The organism is Paenibacillus sp. FSL E2-0178 (assembly GCF_038593005.1).
GTDB classification, from domain to species: Bacteria; Bacillota; Bacilli; order Paenibacillales; family Paenibacillaceae; genus Paenibacillus_AQ; species Paenibacillus_AQ phytohabitans.
On record NZ_CP151953.1, the window covers coordinates 3367423 to 3385616 of the forward strand.

At 54.8% G+C, this 18194-nt stretch carries 16 protein-coding genes and 1 pseudogene; 12 read left to right on the forward strand and 5 right to left on the reverse strand.

Annotation, left to right across the window (positions count from 1 at the left end; genetic code table 11):
* The first annotated feature begins 810 nt into the window (after positions 1–810).
* From MHI42_RS14760 to cysC, 6 genes are all read left to right on the forward strand, one after another.
* On the forward strand, positions 811–1656 hold the full coding sequence (locus MHI42_RS14760; RefSeq protein WP_171717476.1) for an STM4015 family protein: 846 nt from the start codon (positions 811–813) through the stop codon (positions 1654–1656).
* A complete protein-coding gene (locus tag MHI42_RS14765) occupies positions 1656–3104 on the forward strand; it encodes an STM4014 family protein (protein ID WP_342424747.1) in 1449 nt (482 codons plus the stop codon). Before MHI42_RS14760 ends, MHI42_RS14765 begins: the two co-directional genes overlap by 1 nt.
* A complete protein-coding gene (locus MHI42_RS14770) occupies positions 3101–3886 on the forward strand; it encodes an STM4013/SEN3800 family hydrolase (RefSeq protein ID WP_342424281.1) in 786 nt (261 codons plus the stop codon). Before MHI42_RS14765 ends, MHI42_RS14770 begins: the two co-directional genes overlap by 4 nt.
* 31 nt (positions 3887–3917) lie before the next feature.
* Positions 3918–5306 carry an STM4012 family radical SAM protein gene (locus tag MHI42_RS14775; protein WP_342424282.1) on the forward strand — a complete coding sequence of 463 codons (1389 nt, stop codon included), beginning with the start codon at positions 3918–3920 and terminating at the stop codon, positions 5304–5306.
* Positions 5303–6205 (forward strand): STM4011 family radical SAM protein, encoded by a 903-nt coding sequence (locus MHI42_RS14780; protein WP_342424283.1) that lies wholly within the window; start codon positions 5303–5305, stop codon positions 6203–6205. Before MHI42_RS14775 ends, MHI42_RS14780 begins: the two co-directional genes overlap by 4 nt.
* 509 nt (positions 6206–6714) lie before the next feature.
* Positions 6715–7275, forward strand: a complete 561-nt coding sequence (gene cysC, locus MHI42_RS14785; protein WP_342424284.1) for an adenylyl-sulfate kinase — start codon at positions 6715–6717, stop codon at positions 7273–7275.
* A gap of 206 nt (positions 7276–7481) precedes the next feature.
* Here cysC and MHI42_RS14790 read toward each other — a convergent pair whose 3' ends face one another.
* Together MHI42_RS14790 and MHI42_RS14795 are read right to left on the reverse strand one after the other, a co-directional pair.
* A complete protein-coding gene (locus tag MHI42_RS14790; RefSeq protein WP_342424285.1) occupies positions 7482–8153 on the reverse strand; it encodes a hypothetical protein in 672 nt (223 codons plus the stop codon).
* Positions 8154–8537: 384 nt separating this feature from the next.
* Positions 8538–9974 carry a PLP-dependent aminotransferase family protein gene (locus MHI42_RS14795; RefSeq protein WP_042134096.1) on the reverse strand — a complete coding sequence of 479 codons (1437 nt, stop codon included), beginning with the start codon at positions 9972–9974 and terminating at the stop codon, positions 8538–8540.
* Positions 9975–10207: 233 nt separating this feature from the next.
* Between MHI42_RS14795 and MHI42_RS14800 the strand changes: the two genes are divergently transcribed.
* Positions 10208–11158 (forward strand): EamA family transporter, encoded by a 951-nt coding sequence (locus tag MHI42_RS14800; RefSeq protein ID WP_171717484.1) that lies wholly within the window; start codon positions 10208–10210, stop codon positions 11156–11158.
* A 103-nt stretch (positions 11159–11261) separates the two neighbouring features.
* Here the strand turns inward: MHI42_RS14800 and MHI42_RS14805 are convergent, their stop codons facing one another.
* Positions 11262–11855, reverse strand: a complete 594-nt coding sequence (locus MHI42_RS14805; protein WP_342424286.1) for a hypothetical protein — start codon at positions 11853–11855, stop codon at positions 11262–11264.
* Between the two features lie 315 nt (positions 11856–12170).
* Between MHI42_RS14805 and MHI42_RS14810 the strand changes: the two genes are divergently transcribed.
* The 3 genes from MHI42_RS14810 to glpX are packed head-to-tail and all read left to right on the forward strand — an operon-like array spanning position 12171 to position 14664.
* The gene (locus MHI42_RS14810) at positions 12171–12815 is read left to right on the forward strand and encodes a helix-turn-helix transcriptional regulator (protein ID WP_171717486.1); all 645 of its coding nucleotides are present in this window, start codon (positions 12171–12173) and stop codon (positions 12813–12815) included.
* A gap of 18 nt (positions 12816–12833) precedes the next feature.
* On the forward strand, positions 12834–13634 hold the full coding sequence (locus MHI42_RS14815; protein ID WP_039302045.1) for a pyruvate, water dikinase regulatory protein: 801 nt from the start codon (positions 12834–12836) through the stop codon (positions 13632–13634).
* Positions 13635–13668: 34 nt separating this feature from the next.
* Positions 13669–14664, forward strand: coding sequence for a class II fructose-bisphosphatase (glpX, locus tag MHI42_RS14820; RefSeq protein WP_171717487.1), 996 nt, complete (start codon positions 13669–13671; stop codon positions 14662–14664).
* A gap of 441 nt (positions 14665–15105) precedes the next feature.
* On the opposite strand, the gene MHI42_RS14825 is transcribed toward glpX, so the two are convergent.
* Together MHI42_RS14825 and MHI42_RS14830 are read right to left on the reverse strand one after the other, a co-directional pair.
* Positions 15106–15789 (reverse strand): YsnF/AvaK domain-containing protein, encoded by a 684-nt coding sequence (locus MHI42_RS14825; RefSeq protein ID WP_342424748.1) that lies wholly within the window; start codon positions 15787–15789, stop codon positions 15106–15108.
* Positions 15790–16284, reverse strand: a pseudogene (locus tag MHI42_RS14830) (general stress protein); the annotation flags it as partial. It lies immediately after the preceding gene.
* A gap of 373 nt (positions 16285–16657) precedes the next feature.
* Between MHI42_RS14830 and MHI42_RS14835 the strand changes: the two are divergent.
* Together MHI42_RS14835 and MHI42_RS14840 are read left to right on the forward strand one after the other, a co-directional pair.
* Entirely contained in the window at positions 16658–16969 is a 312-nt protein-coding gene (locus tag MHI42_RS14835; protein ID WP_342424287.1) for a (2Fe-2S) ferredoxin domain-containing protein, read from the forward strand.
* Positions 16970–17221: 252 nt separating this feature from the next.
* Positions 17222–18067 (forward strand): AraC family transcriptional regulator, encoded by an 846-nt coding sequence (locus MHI42_RS14840; RefSeq protein ID WP_342424288.1) that lies wholly within the window; start codon positions 17222–17224, stop codon positions 18065–18067.
* Positions 18068–18194 lie beyond the last annotated feature (127 nt).

An 18194-nucleotide genomic window follows, 5' to 3' on the forward strand; every position in this document is an offset into this window, starting at 1 on the left:
TCTGCAGATATCAAAAACTCCATAAATTCGGAAAAGGCATCCTTCTCAAGCTACTCTTCAACTACTCCCCATGCTACTCTACAAGTACCTCTGCTATTGCTCTCCACCTACTCTGCTACTGCTCTACTCCTACCCTACATCTGCTCTCCAGCTACTCTCTTGCTACACTCCATGCTACTCTACAAGCACCTCTACTACTGCTCAACTCCTACTCTACATCTGCTCACCAGCTACTCTCTTGCTACACTCCATGCTACTCCACAAGTACCTTTACTACTGCTCTACTCCTACCCTACATCCGCTCTCCAGCTACTCTCTTGCTACACCCATGCTACTCTACAAGTACCTCTGCTACTGCTTTACTCCTACTCTACATCTGCTCACCAGCTACTCTCTTGCTACACTCCATGCTACTCTACAAGTACCTTTACTACTGCTCTACTCCCACTCTACATCTGCTCTCCAACTACTCTCTTACTACACCCATGCTACTCTACAAGTACCTTTACTACTGCTCTACTCCTACTCTACATCTGCTCTCCAGCTGCTCTCCAGCTACTCTCCTACTCTCCTACTCTCCAGCTACTCTACAAGCACCTCTCCTACTACTCACCAGCTTCTCTCCTACCACTATTCAGTTACTCTACAGATACTCTCCCCCTCACTCATCCTACTCTCATGTCCCTCCTACCCATCCGCTCCAGCTATCGCTAATCCCTCTCCCGTAACCTTCCGTCTTGGCCATTTGACTCCCTATCTGCTTAATGTTAGGGTGATTTGGAAGCCATAAATTTCCGGGAGGGAATGTTCATGACAGCAGTGAAGCTCAGTATCGATTACGATGCATTTGAAGAAGGTAAGCGGATAGAGACGGAGATAGAACAATTGAGCAATAGCCCCGAAGCCGCTGGAGTAAGCAGTCTGACGATTGGCGATTGGGGGCAAGCCTACGAGAACAGCTCGGAGGATGCCGTCCAGGCGCTGGTGAAGCACAGTGCAAGTTTCCCTGCGCTGCGCAGGCTTTTTATCGGGGAAATGGGGTATGAGGAATGTGAAATTTCGTGGATTACCCAAACTGACCTCTCGCCGCTGCTTCCCGCTTATCCGGAGCTGCAGTCATTGACTGCGCAGGGAGGCACGAACTTGCGGCTGAGCCAACTGCAGCATGAGAAGCTCGAAGAACTGATTATTATAACAGGCGGACTCGGCAAAAATGTCCTGGCCGATATCGCCGCCGCCAATCTGCCGAATCTGCAAAAGCTGGAATTATATCTAGGCGTGGACAACTACGGCTTTGACGGCGGTCTGGAAGACCTGTATCCGCTGATCGCCCCCGGAAAGTTCCCCAAGCTTACCTATCTGGGACTCAAAAACAGTGAAATCCAGGATGAAATCGCTGCAGCCTTAGCCGATGCACCTATTCTGGATCAGCTCGAGACGCTCGACCTGTCGCTCGGAACCCTTAGCGATACCGGCGCCGAGGCGCTGCTCGCCAGCGGGAAGATCAAAGGACTAAAGCTGCTCAACTTGAGCCATCATTATATGTCTGACGGAATGATTCAGCGCTGGAAGAACAGCGGACTGCCTGCCGATGTCAGTGACCAGCAGAAAAGCGACGACGAGGATGACTGGCGTTATCCGTCGATCACCGAGTGATGCCACCCGCAGAGCCGCTGATTGTGTTCTGCAATCCCGGCGACAGGCGCTCGGAAGGCATCCAGCAGGCGCGAAGCCGCCTCGGCATGCCTCCGGCGGTCCTGATTCCGTACGCCGGGCTGCTGCAGGGCCAGCCGCTGGCTGATTTGCTGGAGCAGGCGGGGTTTTGGCCGGACATGCTGCCGGTGCGGGAGCAGCCGCTGGGCGGAGTGTTCCGGCAGGCGGGGCAGCGGGTTGATGGAATGCAGGTGCTGGATGCATTGCAGGGACAAGCACAGGTGAATTCACCGGCACCGGACAGGCAGCCGGACCTGACGCAGCCTGCTGCCCAAGGCCGCGACAGCAGCAGGCAGTCCAGGCTGGCCGCACCTGCCCCCGCAGCGCCTGCCCCGGACACGGCCCCGCCGCTGCTGCGGCTGGAGTCGCCGGGCGGCAGCTTCGACACCGAGCGCGCCTTGATCGCGCTCGGTGCGCCTGATGCGCCGGACGCAGACGACTCGCTGCATCCTTACGGCGGCCAGCCGGACCTCCGCCCGCTGAGCTTCAAGGCGGCCGGCGCACTCAAGGATATGCCCGGCGTGCTGCATCATCCGTCCCAGTGGTTCCGCGGCTACTGCCGGCTGCTGGCCCGGATTCAGCGTGAAGCCGGGCAGCTCCTGCCCTCCGCCCGCTGGACCAACCATCCCGGCGAGATCGCGGCCATGACGGATAAACGCCGGACGCAGCAGCTTCTGGCTGCGGCTGGCGTTCCTATTCCCCGGCCGCTTAAGGGCAGCAGCGGAGAAGCCCCTGTGGACTACGCCTCCCTCCGCGGGCTGATGCTCTCGCAGCGGATGCACCGCGTATTCATCAAGCTGGCCAGCGGCTCAGCCGCATCCGGCGTCATTGCCTATCAGCTCAATCCGGCAACGGGAGCTGAGGTGGCGGTCACTACCATCGGGGTCGAGAGCTATATCACCCGTCCCCCGGTGTATTATAATTCCGGCAAGCTGCGGCGCTATACGGACTCTGCGCTCCTCGCCGGAATCATCAACTGGCTCTACCGCCACGGCGCCTACGCCGAGCAGTGGATTCCGAAGTCCGGCGCGGACGGGCAATCGTTCGATATCCGCCAGCTGGTTGTTGCCGGTGTGGCCTGCCACTCGGTTGCACGGGTAAGCCGCACACCGATTACGAACCTGCATCTGCGCAGCCGCCGGATGACTCCAGCCGAAGCCGGACTCTCGGAGGACATGCAGGCAGAGGTACGGCAGACGGCCGAGCAGTCTCTGGCTGCTTTTCCGCGTTCCTCCGTCGCAGGAATTGATGTATTGGTGGGGAGCACCGGGCGGACGTATACGGCGGATGTGAACCCTTTTGGCGACTTATTGTACGATGTGGAATACTACGGCTACAGCACCTATGAATGGGAAATGAAACAGCTATCCGGGAGGAACCTGGCCCTATGACCGATATGAATGCCGTTGTCGGCACGCACGATATCTTAATGATTACGCTCGATACGCTGCGCTATGATGCCGCTGTTCTGGAGGAGGCCAATTGTCCCAACCTGTGCGGCAGCGGTTCCTGGGAAAAGCGGCATACGCCCGGCAGCTTCACTTATGCAGCCCATCACGCCTTCTTCGGCGGATTCCTGCCCACTCCGGCCACTACGAACAAGGCTGAGCATGTGCGGCTCTTCCATTCCCGGAATACCGGGCTCAAGACCCATCCCCATACCTGGCTGTTCGATACGCCGGATATGGTGTCCGGGCTGGCAGCGGCGGGATATCAGACGGTATGTATAGGAGGCGTAATCTTTTTCAGCAAAAAAGTTCCCCTCGCCCGTGTCCTGCCCGGTTACTTCCAGCACAGCTACTGGCGGATGACGTTCGGGGTGACGAACCCGCGCTCGACCGAACATCAGGTAAATCATGCGCTCAAGATACTTAATAATACCGCGCTGGACCAGCGTCTGTTCATGTTCCTAAATGTCTCGGCGATCCATGGCCCGAATCATATGTTCCTGCCGGGTGCGAAGCGTGATTCTGTGGACAGCCAGCGTGCTGCCCTGCGTTATGCCGACGGTGAACTAGGCCGGCTGTTTGCTGCCTTCCGCGAACGCGGTAACCCGGTGTTCTGCCTGGCGTTCTCCGATCATGGAGAAGCTTACGGCGAAGACGGCTATCAGGGCCACCGGCTCGCGCATGAAACGGTATGGAATGTCCCTTACCGCGAATTTTTTATATAGCGATACTATCCCGCAAAAGGAAGGAGAACGTATGACGTCAATCCGGCAATCCACTCATCACAAGAGCAATGACGGGCAACCTCCCTTCTCCTCAAGGGAGCTTCAGGAATGGACCGGGCAGATCACGGCCAATCCATACCGCAATTATCTTTATTCCTATCCGCACAAAACCGCTTACCGCGAGTTCGCGGCCCCCATTTCTTTAGAGGAGCTGTGGAGGGACGAGCCTGCGGAGAGTTTTTTCTTATATATGCATATTCCCTTCTGCGGCGCTCGCTGCGGCTTCTGCAACCTGTTCACCCTGCCTGACAAAAGAGCGAATGTCCACGCCGAATACGTAGACGCGCTGGAACGGCAGGCGAAGCAGTGGGCTGCTTTTACCCGTCACAAGCCTTATGCGCGCTTCGCCATCGGCGGCGGAACGCCAAGCCTGCTGGCTCCCGCACAGCTGAACCGGCTGTTCGGCATTGCTGCGGATATCATGGGCGTGGACCTTGCAGCCACCTCCATCTCCGTCGAAACCTCACCCGAGACGCTGACGGAAGAGAAGCTGTCGATCCTGAAGGAGCATACCGTCGACCGGGTCAGCATGGGGATTCAGAGCTTCGTGGCCGCTGAGTCGGCTGCCATCTACCGGCCGCAGGACCCGGACGTGGTATACCGGGCGCTTGAGCTGCTGGGTAAATATGATTTTCCCATCCTCAATCTGGACCTGATCTACGGGCTTCCGGGTCAAACGGTGGAATCATGGCTGTATTCGCTGAATCAGGCGCTGCTGCATGAGCCGGAGGAAATCTTCATCTATCCGCTCTACACCCGTGAGCACACGATTGTGAAGCCGGGCGATCTGCTGCGCCAGACTGATATCCGCCATGAATGCTATCAGGCCGCAGGCCAGCTACTGGCAGAGCACGGCTACCGCCAATATTCGATGCGCAGGTTCGCCAAGGAGAACGCTGGAACTGCCAAAGATATTCTCGATTACAGCTGCCAGGAGGAAGGCATGGTCGGCCTCGGCTGCGGTGCCCGCTCTTATACCCGGAATGTGCATTATGCCTCCCGCTACGGCGTCAGCCGCAAAGCCACGGAGAGCATCATCGCTGACTATGTAGCAGCCGAACGTTATGATACTGCTGACTACGGGATTGTACTGAGCCTTGCAGAACAGAAACGGCGCTTCATTCTCAAAGCAATCCTGCATAGCGAAGGTCTCACCGTGGCAGATTACAGCCGGAGATTCGGTTCTGCGCTCCTGGAAGATCATCCCGAGCTGGGCCTGCTGGTACAGAGCGGCTTCGCCAAGGATGAAGAGGGCATCCTGCGGCTGACTCCGGATGGGCTCGGCTACTCCGATTCCATCGGCGACTGGTTCATCTCCGGCGAGATCAGGGAGCAGATGGAAGGGTTCATCCTGCCATGAAGGCGGTCCTCTACTACCGCGGCTCCCTCTCCTCCTGCAACTATGACTGCCCTTACTGCCCCTTCGGCAAAACAAAAGACAGCGCCGCCACCCTCACCAAAGACCGCGAGCATCTTACGGCCTTCGTCCGCTGGGTGTCGGAGCAGGGAGCGGCAGGCCACCGGCTGTCTATTTTCTTCAATCCCTACGGCGAAGGACTGACACACCGCTGGTACCGGGACGCGCTAACCACTCTATCCCATCTGGAGCATGTGGACAAAGTCGCCATCCAGACGAATTTGTCGGCCCGGCTTGATTTCACCGCAGAGCTGAATCCGGCCAAAGCCGCCTTCTGGGCGACCTATCATCCCGGTCAGGTGAGTGAGGAACGGTTCCTGGCGCAGTGTATGACTGTATACGGGCAGGGCATTCCCTTCAGCGTGGGCAGTGTAGGTGTTCATGGTGCTTTTCCCGCTATTGCTTCGCTGCGTGCCGCCCTGCCGGAGGATGTTTATCTGTGGGTGAACGCCTACAAGGACAAGCCGGATTATTATTCGCCAGAGGATGTGGGCTTCCTAAGCGGGATAGATCCTTATTTCCGGATCAATGCCGTTGACTACGACAGTCTGGGCAAAAGCTGCAATGCAGGCAGCAACGTGTTCTATGTGCAAGGTGCAGGTCTCGTGAAACGCTGCTACAAGGACCGCGCGGTCATCGGTAACCTCTACCGCGACGGCCTTGAGGGTCTAGCCGCGCAGCGGAGCTGCCGGATGAAGGTCTGCGACTGCTACATCGGCTATATCCATATGCCGGAGCTTGGCCTGGAGCAGATTTACGGCTCCGGATTGCTGGAGCGGATTCCTTACGGCGCGGGAGAGAGAATCCCAGACGAAATGAGGGAAATGGGGATTCAGCGGTGAGCGGGTTGGGTTGGCGGGTTAGGTTGGCAGATTCGATAGAATTGACACGGCGATGGATAGATACCGCTACGGTAGGCGAGTTCCAAACACAATTTCTCTTATATGTGGGGGAATGCAGACGCAGAGAGGCCACGAATAGGTGTATTTCGTACAATTAAAAGGAGGATAAACACCGGATTTGTGCGGATAAGTGTATTCTGTACAACTAAAAATGGCCTAAGGCGCTCATTTGGGGAAAGTCAGTCCTTTTAGTTGTAGAAAGTGCAGCTATTAGACTGGAAAGACAATAACTGGTGACTTTAGTTGTAGTAAATACAGTTATTGTCGGATGAGGTTCCTGGCTTCGAGCAGAAATCTGGTTCTATCTCCCAGGCCGCTATTTCGAAAGAGTACCGTTCAATGGATAGAGCAAATGTGGCTACAATATGGCCACAAGGTGGCTACAATATGGCCACAAGGTGGCTACAAGGTGCTTACAATGAAGCGAAAAGTTACGGGAGGACAAAGCAATGACAGCTCAGCTACATGCTCAGACACAAACAGGGGTAACGATATGGCTCACCGGCCTGTCCGGAGCGGGCAAGTCCACGCTTGCCGCTCTGCTCAAGGACCGGCTGCAGGAGCAGGGCCGGGCAGTGGAGTGGCTTGACGGTGATGAGCTGCGGCGCACACTGGGCCGGGACCTCGGCTTCAGCCGCGAGGAACGGTTCGAGAATATCCGCCGGGCGGTCTATATTGCCGGCCTGCTGAACCGGCACGGCGTGGTCACCGTGGTCTCGGTGATCAGCCCTTATGCCGACATGCGCAGCTATGCCCGCCTGGAGCTGCCGGGGTTCGTGGAGGTCTATGTAGACTGCCCGCTCCCCGTCTGTGAAGCGCGGGATGTCAAAGGGCTGTACGCCAAGGCCCGCTCCGGTGAAATCCCGGCCTTCACCGGGATCTCCGATCCTTATGAGGCTCCGGACCGCCCGGAGCTGAGGCTGCTCACGGCAGAGCGTACACCAGAGGAATGCGTGGAGGAAATGATAGACTGGCTTACGGAGAACCGGCTCTATCAGCCGTGGCGCTAGAGTTAGAGTGCGGACATTCTCCTGCTTCGCCTGCACTATGAGCATAATAGAAGGGAGACTTATAGCGTATAGCCATAAGCCTCCCTTCTTATTGATATGAAGCTCCCATTCCTCCAACAAACTAGCCGCGTTGCTCAGGTATCCTCCAACGTTGCTTCCCCCCGTCACGTCTTACTCCGCCTCATCCCGCTTTAATCTGCCTTACACTATTTCCGTGATTTGTTACTCTGACGGCGCTGCCAGGTTAGCCCTACTGCTATCAAGATCACCATCCCCGCACCCGCTCCCACATATAGCAGCCATGGTGCTGTTGCTGAATGATTGTCTACAGGTACTGAAGGTGCATCACCTTTAGCGGTCTCCGGCGGAGCTGTCGGCGACCCGCCGCCGGTACCTGGCCCCAGCTCATTCAGATCTTCCTGCGCGTCAGCATACAGGGCAGTCCGGCTGCACAGGCTCGTAGTCAGCTCACGCTGTTCTTCATTCCCCTTCACTAGGTTTCCATCTGCTTCCGCTCCTCTTGCATAAACCATGTAGCGTTCACCCTCGGCGAACTCAAAGCCGCAGCTGTCTTCGGACTGCGCCGTACTTACGGTCACTTGATTACCCAAATCACCCTTCCAGCGGGCACCCGCCTGAAAGGTAACCTGCATGGGATCAGCGCTGAATTGGATAATTCCGGATGGTTTGGCGACCGATATTACGGTGCCTTCAAACACGGCCGCACTGTTTTCCATAGCCTCCAGCGGAGGAGCTGGTATGACACAAGAACAGGCATAGGTAACCTGCGGACGTACGGTCAGTAGTGTCATGAAGACAAGCAGGGCACACAGGAACATGAGCAGGACGCCCCGGATTCTTTTTATCGTAATCATCATAATCACTCTCCTTATTCCCCAGACGAAATTTCCAGAGAAAGGTTACTCTATAAACCATAAAATCCCATACCAGCAAAAAGGCACGCGGGAATAATAGGACAGTCAGCGTAATAACAGCTACGTTATAACGCCTGCGTCACGAGCATGTGCTACCAGCTATGCCTGACGGATATATGATAGCGGCTGGCTCATCATGTCTGCAGGCTAAACCCCAAGGCTTACCCGCGTCTACTTTTTGCATCTACTTTCTGCATCTACTTTCTGCATCTACTTTCTGCATCTACTTTCCGCATCTGCTTTCTGCATCTAATTTCTGCATCTACTTTCTGCATCTACTTTCTGCATCTGCTTTCTGCATCTGTTCTTCGTATTTACTCTCTAAATTCACTCTCTATGTTCACCCTCCGCCTCGATCTCCCGCGCAATTGCGGTCAGCTGCCGCATCCCTTCGCGCAGCAGCGCTTCGCTGGCGAAGGAGTAGCTAAGGCGCAGCCAGGACTTCATCTCGCCCAGCGGATCACAGATTTCACCGGGAACGAAGGAGATGGACTGCTCCATACAGCGTACAAACAGCACATCTACGGACACTGTGTCCGGCAGCTTCACCCACAGGTTCAGACCGCCCTGCGGCGCTGTCCATTCCCAGCCGGCAGCAGCGAGCTCCTCCTCCATGATCTCCTTATGCACCTGAAGCGCGATCCGCAGCTTGCCGAGATGCTGCTGCAGGCGCGGCGAGGTGTAGTAGTGGAGGAAGATCTTCTGATTCAGCAGCGGCGTCCCGTTGTCCGCCAGCGACTTGGCGGCAATCAGCCGCTCCATGAACGGATAACGGCAGGCTACTGCGCAGATCCGCAGCCCGGGGGCCACATACTTGCTGAAGCTGCTGATGTAGATGACCCAGCCTTCGGTATCATAGGCAAAAAACGGCGCCGGCGGCTCCTCCTCAAAGTGCATATCACGGAACGGATCATCCTCCACCAGCAGGCAGCGGTAGCGCTCCGCCAGCTCAACGAGCAGCTTGCGCTGCTTAGCTGGCACCGTATAACCCGTCGGATTATGGTGCGTCGGGTTAATATAGAACATCCGCGGCTTATGCCTGCGCATCAGTTCCTCGACCGCCGCCAGATCATACCCCTGCGGCGAGATCTCCACCGGAACCAGCCGCGCGCCTGCCCGGCGAAAAATATCCAGCGCCACACTATACGTCGGGCGCTCCACCAGCACGGCATCCATCGGGCCGAGCATGATTCCGGCGATCAGATTGATCGCCTGCTGCGCGCCCGAGGTAATCAGCAGCTCGCTGGCTGATAACTGCAGCCGGTACCGGTCATGGAAATGGCTGCTCAGCGTTGCGCGCAGCTCCTCATCCCCCTGCACGGTGGAATAGGTACCCATGACCTTCGGGTAGAGATCGAATACTTTTTTGACATAATCGGACAGGAACAGGTTGGGCAGCAGACCCGGATCAATCAGCGCTTGAGAGAACTGGTAAGTCACCGGCTTCCGCTGAATATCGGACATCGGACTCTTGACCGTATATCCCAGCACTGCTGCTCCTTCTTCCACTGAGTTGGCCATCCGGCTGCCCGGCGATACATAATAACCGGATTTGTCTTTGACATACAGCATGCCGTTCTCCGTAAGTGCCCGGTAAGCCTTAAATACCGTCAGCCGGTGGACACCCAGCTCATCCGCCAGCAGCCGGATCGACGGCAGCTTGTCGTGGGGCTTCCACTCCCCGCGCCCGATCCGGTTCGCCATGAACTCATAGACTTGGCGGAACAAGGGATTACTTTGCTCTGCTCCCACTGACTTCTTCATATACCCCCGCCCTCTCCACAATATACTCGCAACCGTCCCGCTGCCACAGCTCGCCGTTCACCGTTCGCCGCTCACTCCAGCGCACACGTCCGCCAACTGCTCTTTGCCCTATTGTACAGCATTCCGCCCGGCAACTGTTCTGTGTTCTGCAATCTGTTCTGCGCCTATGAGGATATGATTAACAGAATACTTTAGGAGATTGCCACATTACCACCACAAAGGGGCACGGAAACATGATTATGTTAGCTTATTCACTGGTCTGTCTGATCTTCGGCACAACCTTTCTCGCGATCAAAATCGGCGTAGACGCCGGAGCGCCGCCGTTCTTCTCTGCGGGACTTCGTTTTTTCACGGCAGGGGCGGTGCTGTTCCTGTTCATGGTAGTGAAAGGCAAAGCCAGCTTCTCGCTGCTGCTGCGCAAGGAAATGCTGTTCACCGGAGCAACGCTGACCTTCGGCACCTTCGCCGCACTTTACTGGGCCGAGCAATATGTATCCTCCGGACTCGCGGCCGTATTATCGGCAACCGGGCCGATGATGATTCTGCTGATGCAGATGGCTTTTCTCCGGCAAAAGGCTCCCGGCTACTCGCTGTTCGGCTGTATCATCGGCTTCACCGGCGTACTGCTGCTTGTGCTGCCGAATCTGGCGGCTGATGTCACTCCGCTCTGGCTGATCGGCTGTGTTGTCGTTCTGATTGGAGAACTCTGCTATGCGGCAGGGGCGATCTACTCCAAAAAAGTAACCACCACCTTCTCCGGAGTATCCCCTGTGGCACTGAATGCGGCCCAGATGATGTACGGCGGAGCGTTATTGTTCATCATCTCGCTGTTTACCGAGCCGCTGCATCCCGCCTTCCTGTTATCGTTCAAAACCGCAGGCTCCCTGCTCTACCTGACCGTTGTCGGCTCCATGGTTGGGCATACCCTGTTCTACTGGCTCGTCTCCAAGACGAATCCCGTCTTTCCGTCGACCTGGCTGTATATCTCTCCGCCGATTGCCGTCGGGGTGGGCTTCCTGTTCTATAACGAAGCGGTAACCTGGGTAACGCTGCTTGGTGTATTCACCATTATCGCTGGCACGGTCCTTGTGAATGCAGGCGCGCTGAAGCAGCTGATTTTCAAACAAAAACCGGCAATACCCGTACTTCAAAAAACAAGCATTGAAGCTCTGCCGCAGGATTAATTAATCCTGCCCCTGTTTAGCAAAAACAGCCTGGACCCTTACAAAGGGCTCCGGGCTGTTCTGTTATTTTCACCCTATGGCTCAAGCACCATGAAGCTTAACGCTACTCCTCAGAGCTGAAAAACAAATTCAGCGGCAATTCCTCATCGCTCTGGAAACTGTTCGATATCCTGTAGGTGATATACAGCTTGTTCTCACCCTCGCCATATGTCCAAGATTCTCGGATAAAGCCTATTGACGGCATGAGCGGAAGCGCCATCCGGTCAATCGTCTGAACTGATTGCTCGACTTTGTCAGCGTCTTCATCATCCGCAGGCTTGTAATGTTCCAGAAAAGCAAGCACTAGCTCCCTCGCATTCTCGTACCCGGACTCCGATCTGGGAAAGACCGTCCCAATCCGGTAACCGATAATCGTATCGTTGGTAACATCTGCCGTAATCTGCTGGATGAACTCCATTTGATTGACGGTCAGGATATCATCCTGCATGATTGTACCCAAATTCGGATCATATTCCCCCACAGCATCGGTAACCCCCAGAGCGGCAAGCCCGTCTTCGAGCGGCTGGGTGAACACAGCCCTGTGCTCTTCCACCTGTGTGAACAATTCTGCGTACTTCGGGGTGTCCTTGCTGCATCCGGCAGATAACAACGTTAGGATGACTATCCCGCATATGAGAACGAAGCTTGATTTTCTCAAATGAATACACCTCCTTGCCTGATCAAACCTTACCATACATGTGAGGAAAGAGCATTAAATAAATACCATATATTAGAATATTCTATTTTTCCCTGACTTAAATCTGATTAAGATGCCTATTTTTTTCAGAAAATTATTATATATGACGTACTATATATTGCATTTATGATCATTGTTGCGTATTATATAAGCAAGTTAGGGAATTTAATTCCAAATAGGACGTCTGAATGAAGAGGGGGAATCGGCGCACGGTGCTCCTTTTCTGCCAAGGGAGTGCCCGTATCTATAACGTAAACCGGAAAGTGGAGGAAAACTGTGATCGAACTGACAACCCGGCAATTGCAAATTATTGAGATTGTGAAAAAAAGAGCGCCGATTACCGGAGACCAAATCGCGGAAAGCCTGGGCCTGAGCCGGCCGACCATCCGGGGAGACTTGTCCATCCTGGTTATGCTCGAATATGTCGATGCGAAGCCGAAGGTCGGTTATTTCCCCGGTACCAAAGCCGCAGCGCGCCATAACAGCCGGGGGCTGCTGCAGGATACCAAGGTTAGCGATATCCAGAGCATCCCGGTCATTATCCGCGAGAATACGACGATTCAGGACGCCGTAGTTACACTGTTTCTTCAGGATGTCGGTACGCTGATCATCTGCGATAGCGACGGCAAGCTGACCGGTGTCGCCTCGCGCAAGGACTTCCTGAAGGTCACGCTCGGTAATCCCGGAGCGGTAACCATGCCTGTGAGCATGGTCATGACCCGCCAGCCCAAGGTAGTAACTGTTTCGCCCGATGACACGGTGCTTGACGCCGCGCAGCGCATGATATACCACGAGGTAGACAGTCTGCCGGTAGTTGTTCCCCGCAGCGGGGAAGGGTCCGGCTCAGGTCTGGACGTAGTAGGGCGGCTCACGAAGACTTCCATCGTGAAGCTTCTCCTCGAGCTTGAAGCCAAAGGATAACGGAGGAATCGATAGAGCATGGAGCCATCCACCCATTACATTACGATATGCTCGGATTCTATTGGAGATACGGCGGAAGCTGTCGTGCAGGCCGTCATTCACCAATTTCAGAATCAGCGTGTCACGATCAGAAGATACGGCAATGTCAGACATGAAGATGAACTGCGCAAATTAATGGAAGAGACCGCCCAGCTTCAGGGTTTCGTAGCTTATACCCTGGTCCAGCCGGAGCTGCGGGAGATGATCCGCGAGGAGGCGGTCCGCCTCGATCTGCGGATTGTGGATATTATGGGCCCGATGATGCAGGCGTTCATCGATACCTTCGATGATGCTCCGGAGGCCCGGCCCGGACTGCTGCATCAGCTGGACGAGGAATATTTCAGCCGGATCGAGGCGATTGAATTCACCGTTGCCTGTGATGACGGACGTGATCTCGGGGCCATGCTGAAGGCGGATATTGTTCTGCTCGGCATGTCCCGCACCTCGAAGACACCGCTCAGCATCTTTCTGGCCCACCGCGGCAAGAAGGTGGTGAATTATCCGGTCGTCCCGGAGGTCGGTCCGCCGCAGCAGCTGCTGAGCCTGCCGCCGAACCGGATCATCGGTCTGACCATGAAGCCGGAGTACATGCTGAAGATCCGCTCTGAGCGGCTGAAGATGCTGGGCTTGCCTACCGGCTCGCAATATGCCAGCCTCGAACGCATTACAGAAGAGATGGAATATGCGGCAACACTGTTCGCCAAGCTGGGCTGCCCGGTCATTGATATTACAGATAAGGCGATTGAAGAAACCGCCGGCATCATTATGGGTTATATCTAATCTAACTATTCTAACTACACTGGAGGGAATCATTATGGAACGCGAATTGGCACTGGAAATTGTACGGGTCACTGAATTGGGTGCTTTATCCTCAGCACGCTGGATTGGCCGGGGCGACAAGAATGCGGCAGATGATGCTGCCACAACCGCAATCCGTTCCATGTTCGATTCTGTCTCCATTGACGGAACCGTGGTGATCGGCGAAGGCGAGATGGATGAGGCGCCGATGCTCTATATCGGAGAACGTGTCGGTAACCGGAACGGCCCTTCCGTCGATGTAGCGGTAGATCCGCTGGAAGGGACCGAGGTCGTCGCCTGCGGACTGCATAATGCACAGTCGGTGATTGCAATTGCTGACAAGGGCAGCCTGCTGCATGCGCCGGATATCTATATGGAGAAGCTGGCCTGCGGACCGGAGCTGGCAGGTAAGCTAAGCCTGGACGATCCGGCCGAAGTAACGCTGCGCAAAGCCGGCATGATCACCGGCAAAGCGCTCTCCGAGCTGACGGTGATGGTGCTGGACCGCAAGCGGCATGAAGGCTTGATCAGCATCCTGCGTGAAGCAGGCGTGCGCATCAAGCTGATCAATCACGGCGATGTCGCCGGGGCAATAGCCGCTGCGCTGCCGGACAGCGATGTAGATCTGTACATGGGCTCCGGCGGAGCACCGGAAGGTGTACTCGCCGCCGCCGCACTGCGCTGCCTGGGCGGCGAGCTTCAGGGCAGACTGCTGCCCGAAGGCCCCTTCGAGATGCAGCGCTGCCTGCAGATGGGTCTGGACAATCCGGCACGGGTGCTGTCCATGGAGGATATGGTCGGCACCGGCGATGTCATCTTCGCCGCCACCGGGGTAACCTCCGGCGAGTTCCTCAGCGGCGTCCGCTTCATCGGCAAGGAACGCGCCGAGACCCATTCGGTGATCATGCGGGCGCAGAGCCGTACGATCCGCTACATCCGCAGCATTCATTTCCTGCCGGGCAAAGAGATTCCGGCTGTTACTCCGGCCAGAGCCAATGCGGCCTTTATGTAGGCACAGGGGCAGCGGATAATTGTATTTCGTACAGTTAAAACAAGGTATACGCCCAGATTTATTACGCTAAGTGTATTCTGTACAGCTAAAATAGCATGAGGTGATCCTTTTGAGAGAAACTGGTCAATATAATTGTATAAAGTGCAACTAAAGCACTTCCCGGGCAATTATCAGTGATTTTAGTTGCAGAAAATACAGTTAAAGCCTCGCCGGATTGGGCCCTTTGCTTCAAGCTGAATTTCATTCTGATCCGAAGATTACCGGTTCAATGAATATATAAAAGGGTTTCCGTGAAGTCCGGCTGGACTTCGCGGAAACCCTTTTATTTTCTCGCTGAAACAGTTCCATGCTTAAAGTGACGGCAAAACCGTTCCCACTTGCTTTAGCCTAATGACAAATCCCGTCATCTAGCCTGTCAGAATGTTATAACGTCCCTGCTATTTAACGGCTGCGGCTGTGGTCTCTCAGCAGCTCGTCACTGCCGTCCACCTTCACATCTCCGCTCTTGTCGACCCGTGCTTCCTCGCGTCTGACCGTATCCTGTACCTGCTCGGTTCCCTGAACCTCACGTTTGTGAATTTCGACTTCACCGGTAACGACCGTATTTTTACGGACCTCCACCTGCTCCTCGCTCACCGGAATTCGGATCGTTTCATCCGCGCCAACCGGCTCTGCTGTTGTGTCATTATTGACGGCACGCCGCTCAATGACAATCTCTTCATGGGTAACCGGGACATTGATCGTTTTCTGCTCTTCGATGATTTCCTTGTGTACGTTGACCTCACCGGTCTGCACCTTGTTCTTGGATACATCCAGCTGTTCTTCACGCAAACGCAGCTTGCGGTCTTCATCCAGATCATTGAACCCGCCAGTTCGTGTACTATCCAGCGTCCCATCTATGCCATTCGGCGTACCGGAATATACATCTCCCGTCATTCCCGGCCGGTTCACATCATCCAGTGCTCTTGTCCCCGGGAGATCATGCTCCGTTGCCGAATTCATCGTATCCAGCCCTGTATCGTCCCTGCCTTCAAGACCGGAGCCGTTGAACGCAGCATCCACAGTATCTGTTACCGAATGACGTGCGGTATCCGCAGCATCGCCGGTTGTATTAGGATCATCCATATAACGGTCTGCGTTCGCTGAATTATGGTTGCGGAAAATGGAGTATACATCACTTGCCCGCGTGTTATCTGCATCAACCATGACCAGAATGCGACCTTCATCCACATAGTTGTCGTAACTCTCTGCTTCATCCTCGGGAATACCCAGCCCGATCAGACCTCCCACAAGCCCGCCTGTTCCTGCACCCACGGCTACTCCCGTCAATGTCGCGGCAATCGGTCCCGCAGCAATAATCGGCCCGATCCCCGGTATCGCCAGTGCGCCGATGCCTGCCAGCAGCCCGGTGACACCGCCGAGTATACCGCCTGTTGCTGCACCGGATGCCATGCCTTCAGGCGCCTTGGTTCCTGTCTCATCACTGATCGCTTCAACATCCCGTTTGTTTCTCGCTATCACTGAGATATCCTCTGTCAGAAACCCGTGACTCTTCAAGTCTTCAATGGCCCGTGAAGCTTCATGCTCGGTATAGAATACACCTACAATTTTCTTGTTCATAACGATTCCCTCCTGGTAGCTTATTTTGTGAATAAGGATTGGTCTCACTTTAACTTTCACATCCCTTACTTAACCAAACAGGCATCCGCGAAACTGATATTTTATAAACTTGTAAACGTAACCTCCAAATTATTTATGAAACAGGAAATAATCGGGGAAATAATTTCCAAGCGGATTTCCTCCTGCATTCCGGACACATTTTACTCATATTCCCCGTTTCGGAGTCAGCATAGATAACACTTAATTATCCGCCTCATGGCATTTATTAAGCCTTTTAGAACAATGGTCTCAACCGCATTACAGCACCGCCAAAAGAGGCTATACTCCTCATAAGACAGGTCAGCCACTCAGATATCATTTAGGGGGAACCGCGATGAATATGCGTTTGAAGGTGCTCAAGAAACATTTACTTTTCTGCTGCAGCGAACACTGCAATAACCAGGATGTTGAAGAGGTCATGCAGGAATTCAAAGAGCAGATGGTGGAACACGGGATTAACAAAACGGTCAAAATCAACAAAACCAGCTGCCTCGGCCTATGCGGCAACGGTCCTTTTGTCATCGTGTATCCTGACGGAATCTGGTACTACAATGTAACCACCGAAGATGTGGCGCGCATTGTGGAGGAGCATCTGGTGAATGGTGTGCCCGTGGAAGAACTCGTTATGCTCAAAATGGAAGCCTGACAGGCAGGAAACGGCGACGCCGTCTACGTTGTGAATATGTACGTATGGTCCCTCTCCCTTTCAGCGGAGCCGGGACTTTTTGCGGTTGATCTGCCTTGGGGTCCCCGCAAAGTACCTGAGTAATCATCGAAGCCAGAGCCCCACTTTGTGGGGTTATTTTGCGGTTGATCTGCCTTGGGGAAACTGATGTATAATGGGGAATATACGCTTTTTAGGCAAAGAACACTCCCTATACAGGAAAGAGGCTGAAGCATGGCCATATTCAAATATAATTCCCATCGTCCACACCGCACCAGTCCCGATCTACATCTCCATTATTGGGGACAGGAGCAATGCGCACCCGGCCATTCCGTCGGACCCGGGGTCCGTGATTTGTACAAAATCCACTTCATTCACGAAGGCACCGGCAAAGTTATTGTCGGGGAAGCGAGCCACACGCTGGGGGCAGGACAAGCCTTCCTCACCTATCCCCATATTGTGACGCATTATGCCGCAGACCAGGACAGCCCCTGGACCTATTCATGGATTGCTTTTACCGGAGAAGAAGCCGGATATCTGTTGTCGCGGACTTCGCTGTCGCCGGAGCAGCCGGTGTTCCCGATGGATCAAGAGCTGATGCCCTCTCTATTCGGGAGGCTGTCTGAAGCCGCCGATTGCCAGGATGTGCTGGATCTGCCGCTCAAGGTAATCCTCTATGAGTTCTTATCCCTGCTGCTGCGCACGGTTCCGGCCACTGCAAACCTGGTGATTCCGCGTCAAAAGAGTGTCTATGTCGAGCAATGCCTCCACTACCTGCATGCCCATTACTGTGAGAATGTCACCGTGGAGAGCATGTCCGCTTCTATGAAGCTGGACCGCAAGTACCTCTCCACATTGTTCAAACGGACGATCGGTCTGCCGCCGCAGCAGTATCTGCTTAATTTCCGGATTGCCAAGGCCTGCGAATTGCTGACCGAGACCAGCTGTACCATCGGCGAAATCTCGCATTCTGTCGGGTATCAGGACGCACTGCTCTTTTCCCGTATGTTCAAAAAGGTTAAAGGCTGCTCCCCCAAAGAATACCGCATCCGCCACACCGATACTGACATTGTTCTATAAACATCATCCATGCTGACATACGATTATCCGCACGGATTCGCTACAATAAGGAGGTGGCCCGGCCGGAGAAGCAAACGCTAACATTCCCCGGATAGGGAGCGCCAGTTTGTACACATTAATCACAGAA

Coding starts and splice junctions, on each gene's coding strand:
- MHI42_RS14760 (WP_171717476.1), top strand. CDS start 811: ATGACAGCAGTGAAGCTCAGTATCGATTACGATGCATTTGAAGAAGGT.
- MHI42_RS14765 (WP_342424747.1), top strand. CDS start 1,656: ATGCCACCCGCAGAGCCGCTGATTGTGTTCTGCAATCCCGGCGACAGG.
- MHI42_RS14770 (WP_342424281.1), top strand. CDS start 3,101: ATGACCGATATGAATGCCGTTGTCGGCACGCACGATATCTTAATGATT.
- MHI42_RS14775 (WP_342424282.1), top strand. CDS start 3,918: ATGACGTCAATCCGGCAATCCACTCATCACAAGAGCAATGACGGGCAA.
- MHI42_RS14780 (WP_342424283.1), top strand. CDS start 5,303: ATGAAGGCGGTCCTCTACTACCGCGGCTCCCTCTCCTCCTGCAACTAT.
- cysC (WP_342424284.1), top strand. CDS start 6,715: ATGACAGCTCAGCTACATGCTCAGACACAAACAGGGGTAACGATATGG.
- MHI42_RS14790 (WP_342424285.1), bottom strand. CDS start 8,153: ATGATGATTACGATAAAAAGAATCCGGGGCGTCCTGCTCATGTTCCTG.
- MHI42_RS14795 (WP_042134096.1), bottom strand. CDS start 9,974: ATGAAGAAGTCAGTGGGAGCAGAGCAAAGTAATCCCTTGTTCCGCCAA.
- MHI42_RS14800 (WP_171717484.1), top strand. CDS start 10,208: ATGATTATGTTAGCTTATTCACTGGTCTGTCTGATCTTCGGCACAACC.
- MHI42_RS14815 (WP_039302045.1), top strand. CDS start 12,834: ATGGAGCCATCCACCCATTACATTACGATATGCTCGGATTCTATTGGA.
- glpX (WP_171717487.1), top strand. CDS start 13,669: ATGGAACGCGAATTGGCACTGGAAATTGTACGGGTCACTGAATTGGGT.
- MHI42_RS14825 (WP_342424748.1), bottom strand. CDS start 15,789: ATGGATGATCCTAATACAACCGGCGATGCTGCGGATACCGCACGTCAT.
- MHI42_RS14835 (WP_342424287.1), top strand. CDS start 16,658: ATGAATATGCGTTTGAAGGTGCTCAAGAAACATTTACTTTTCTGCTGC.
- MHI42_RS14840 (WP_342424288.1), top strand. CDS start 17,222: ATGGCCATATTCAAATATAATTCCCATCGTCCACACCGCACCAGTCCC.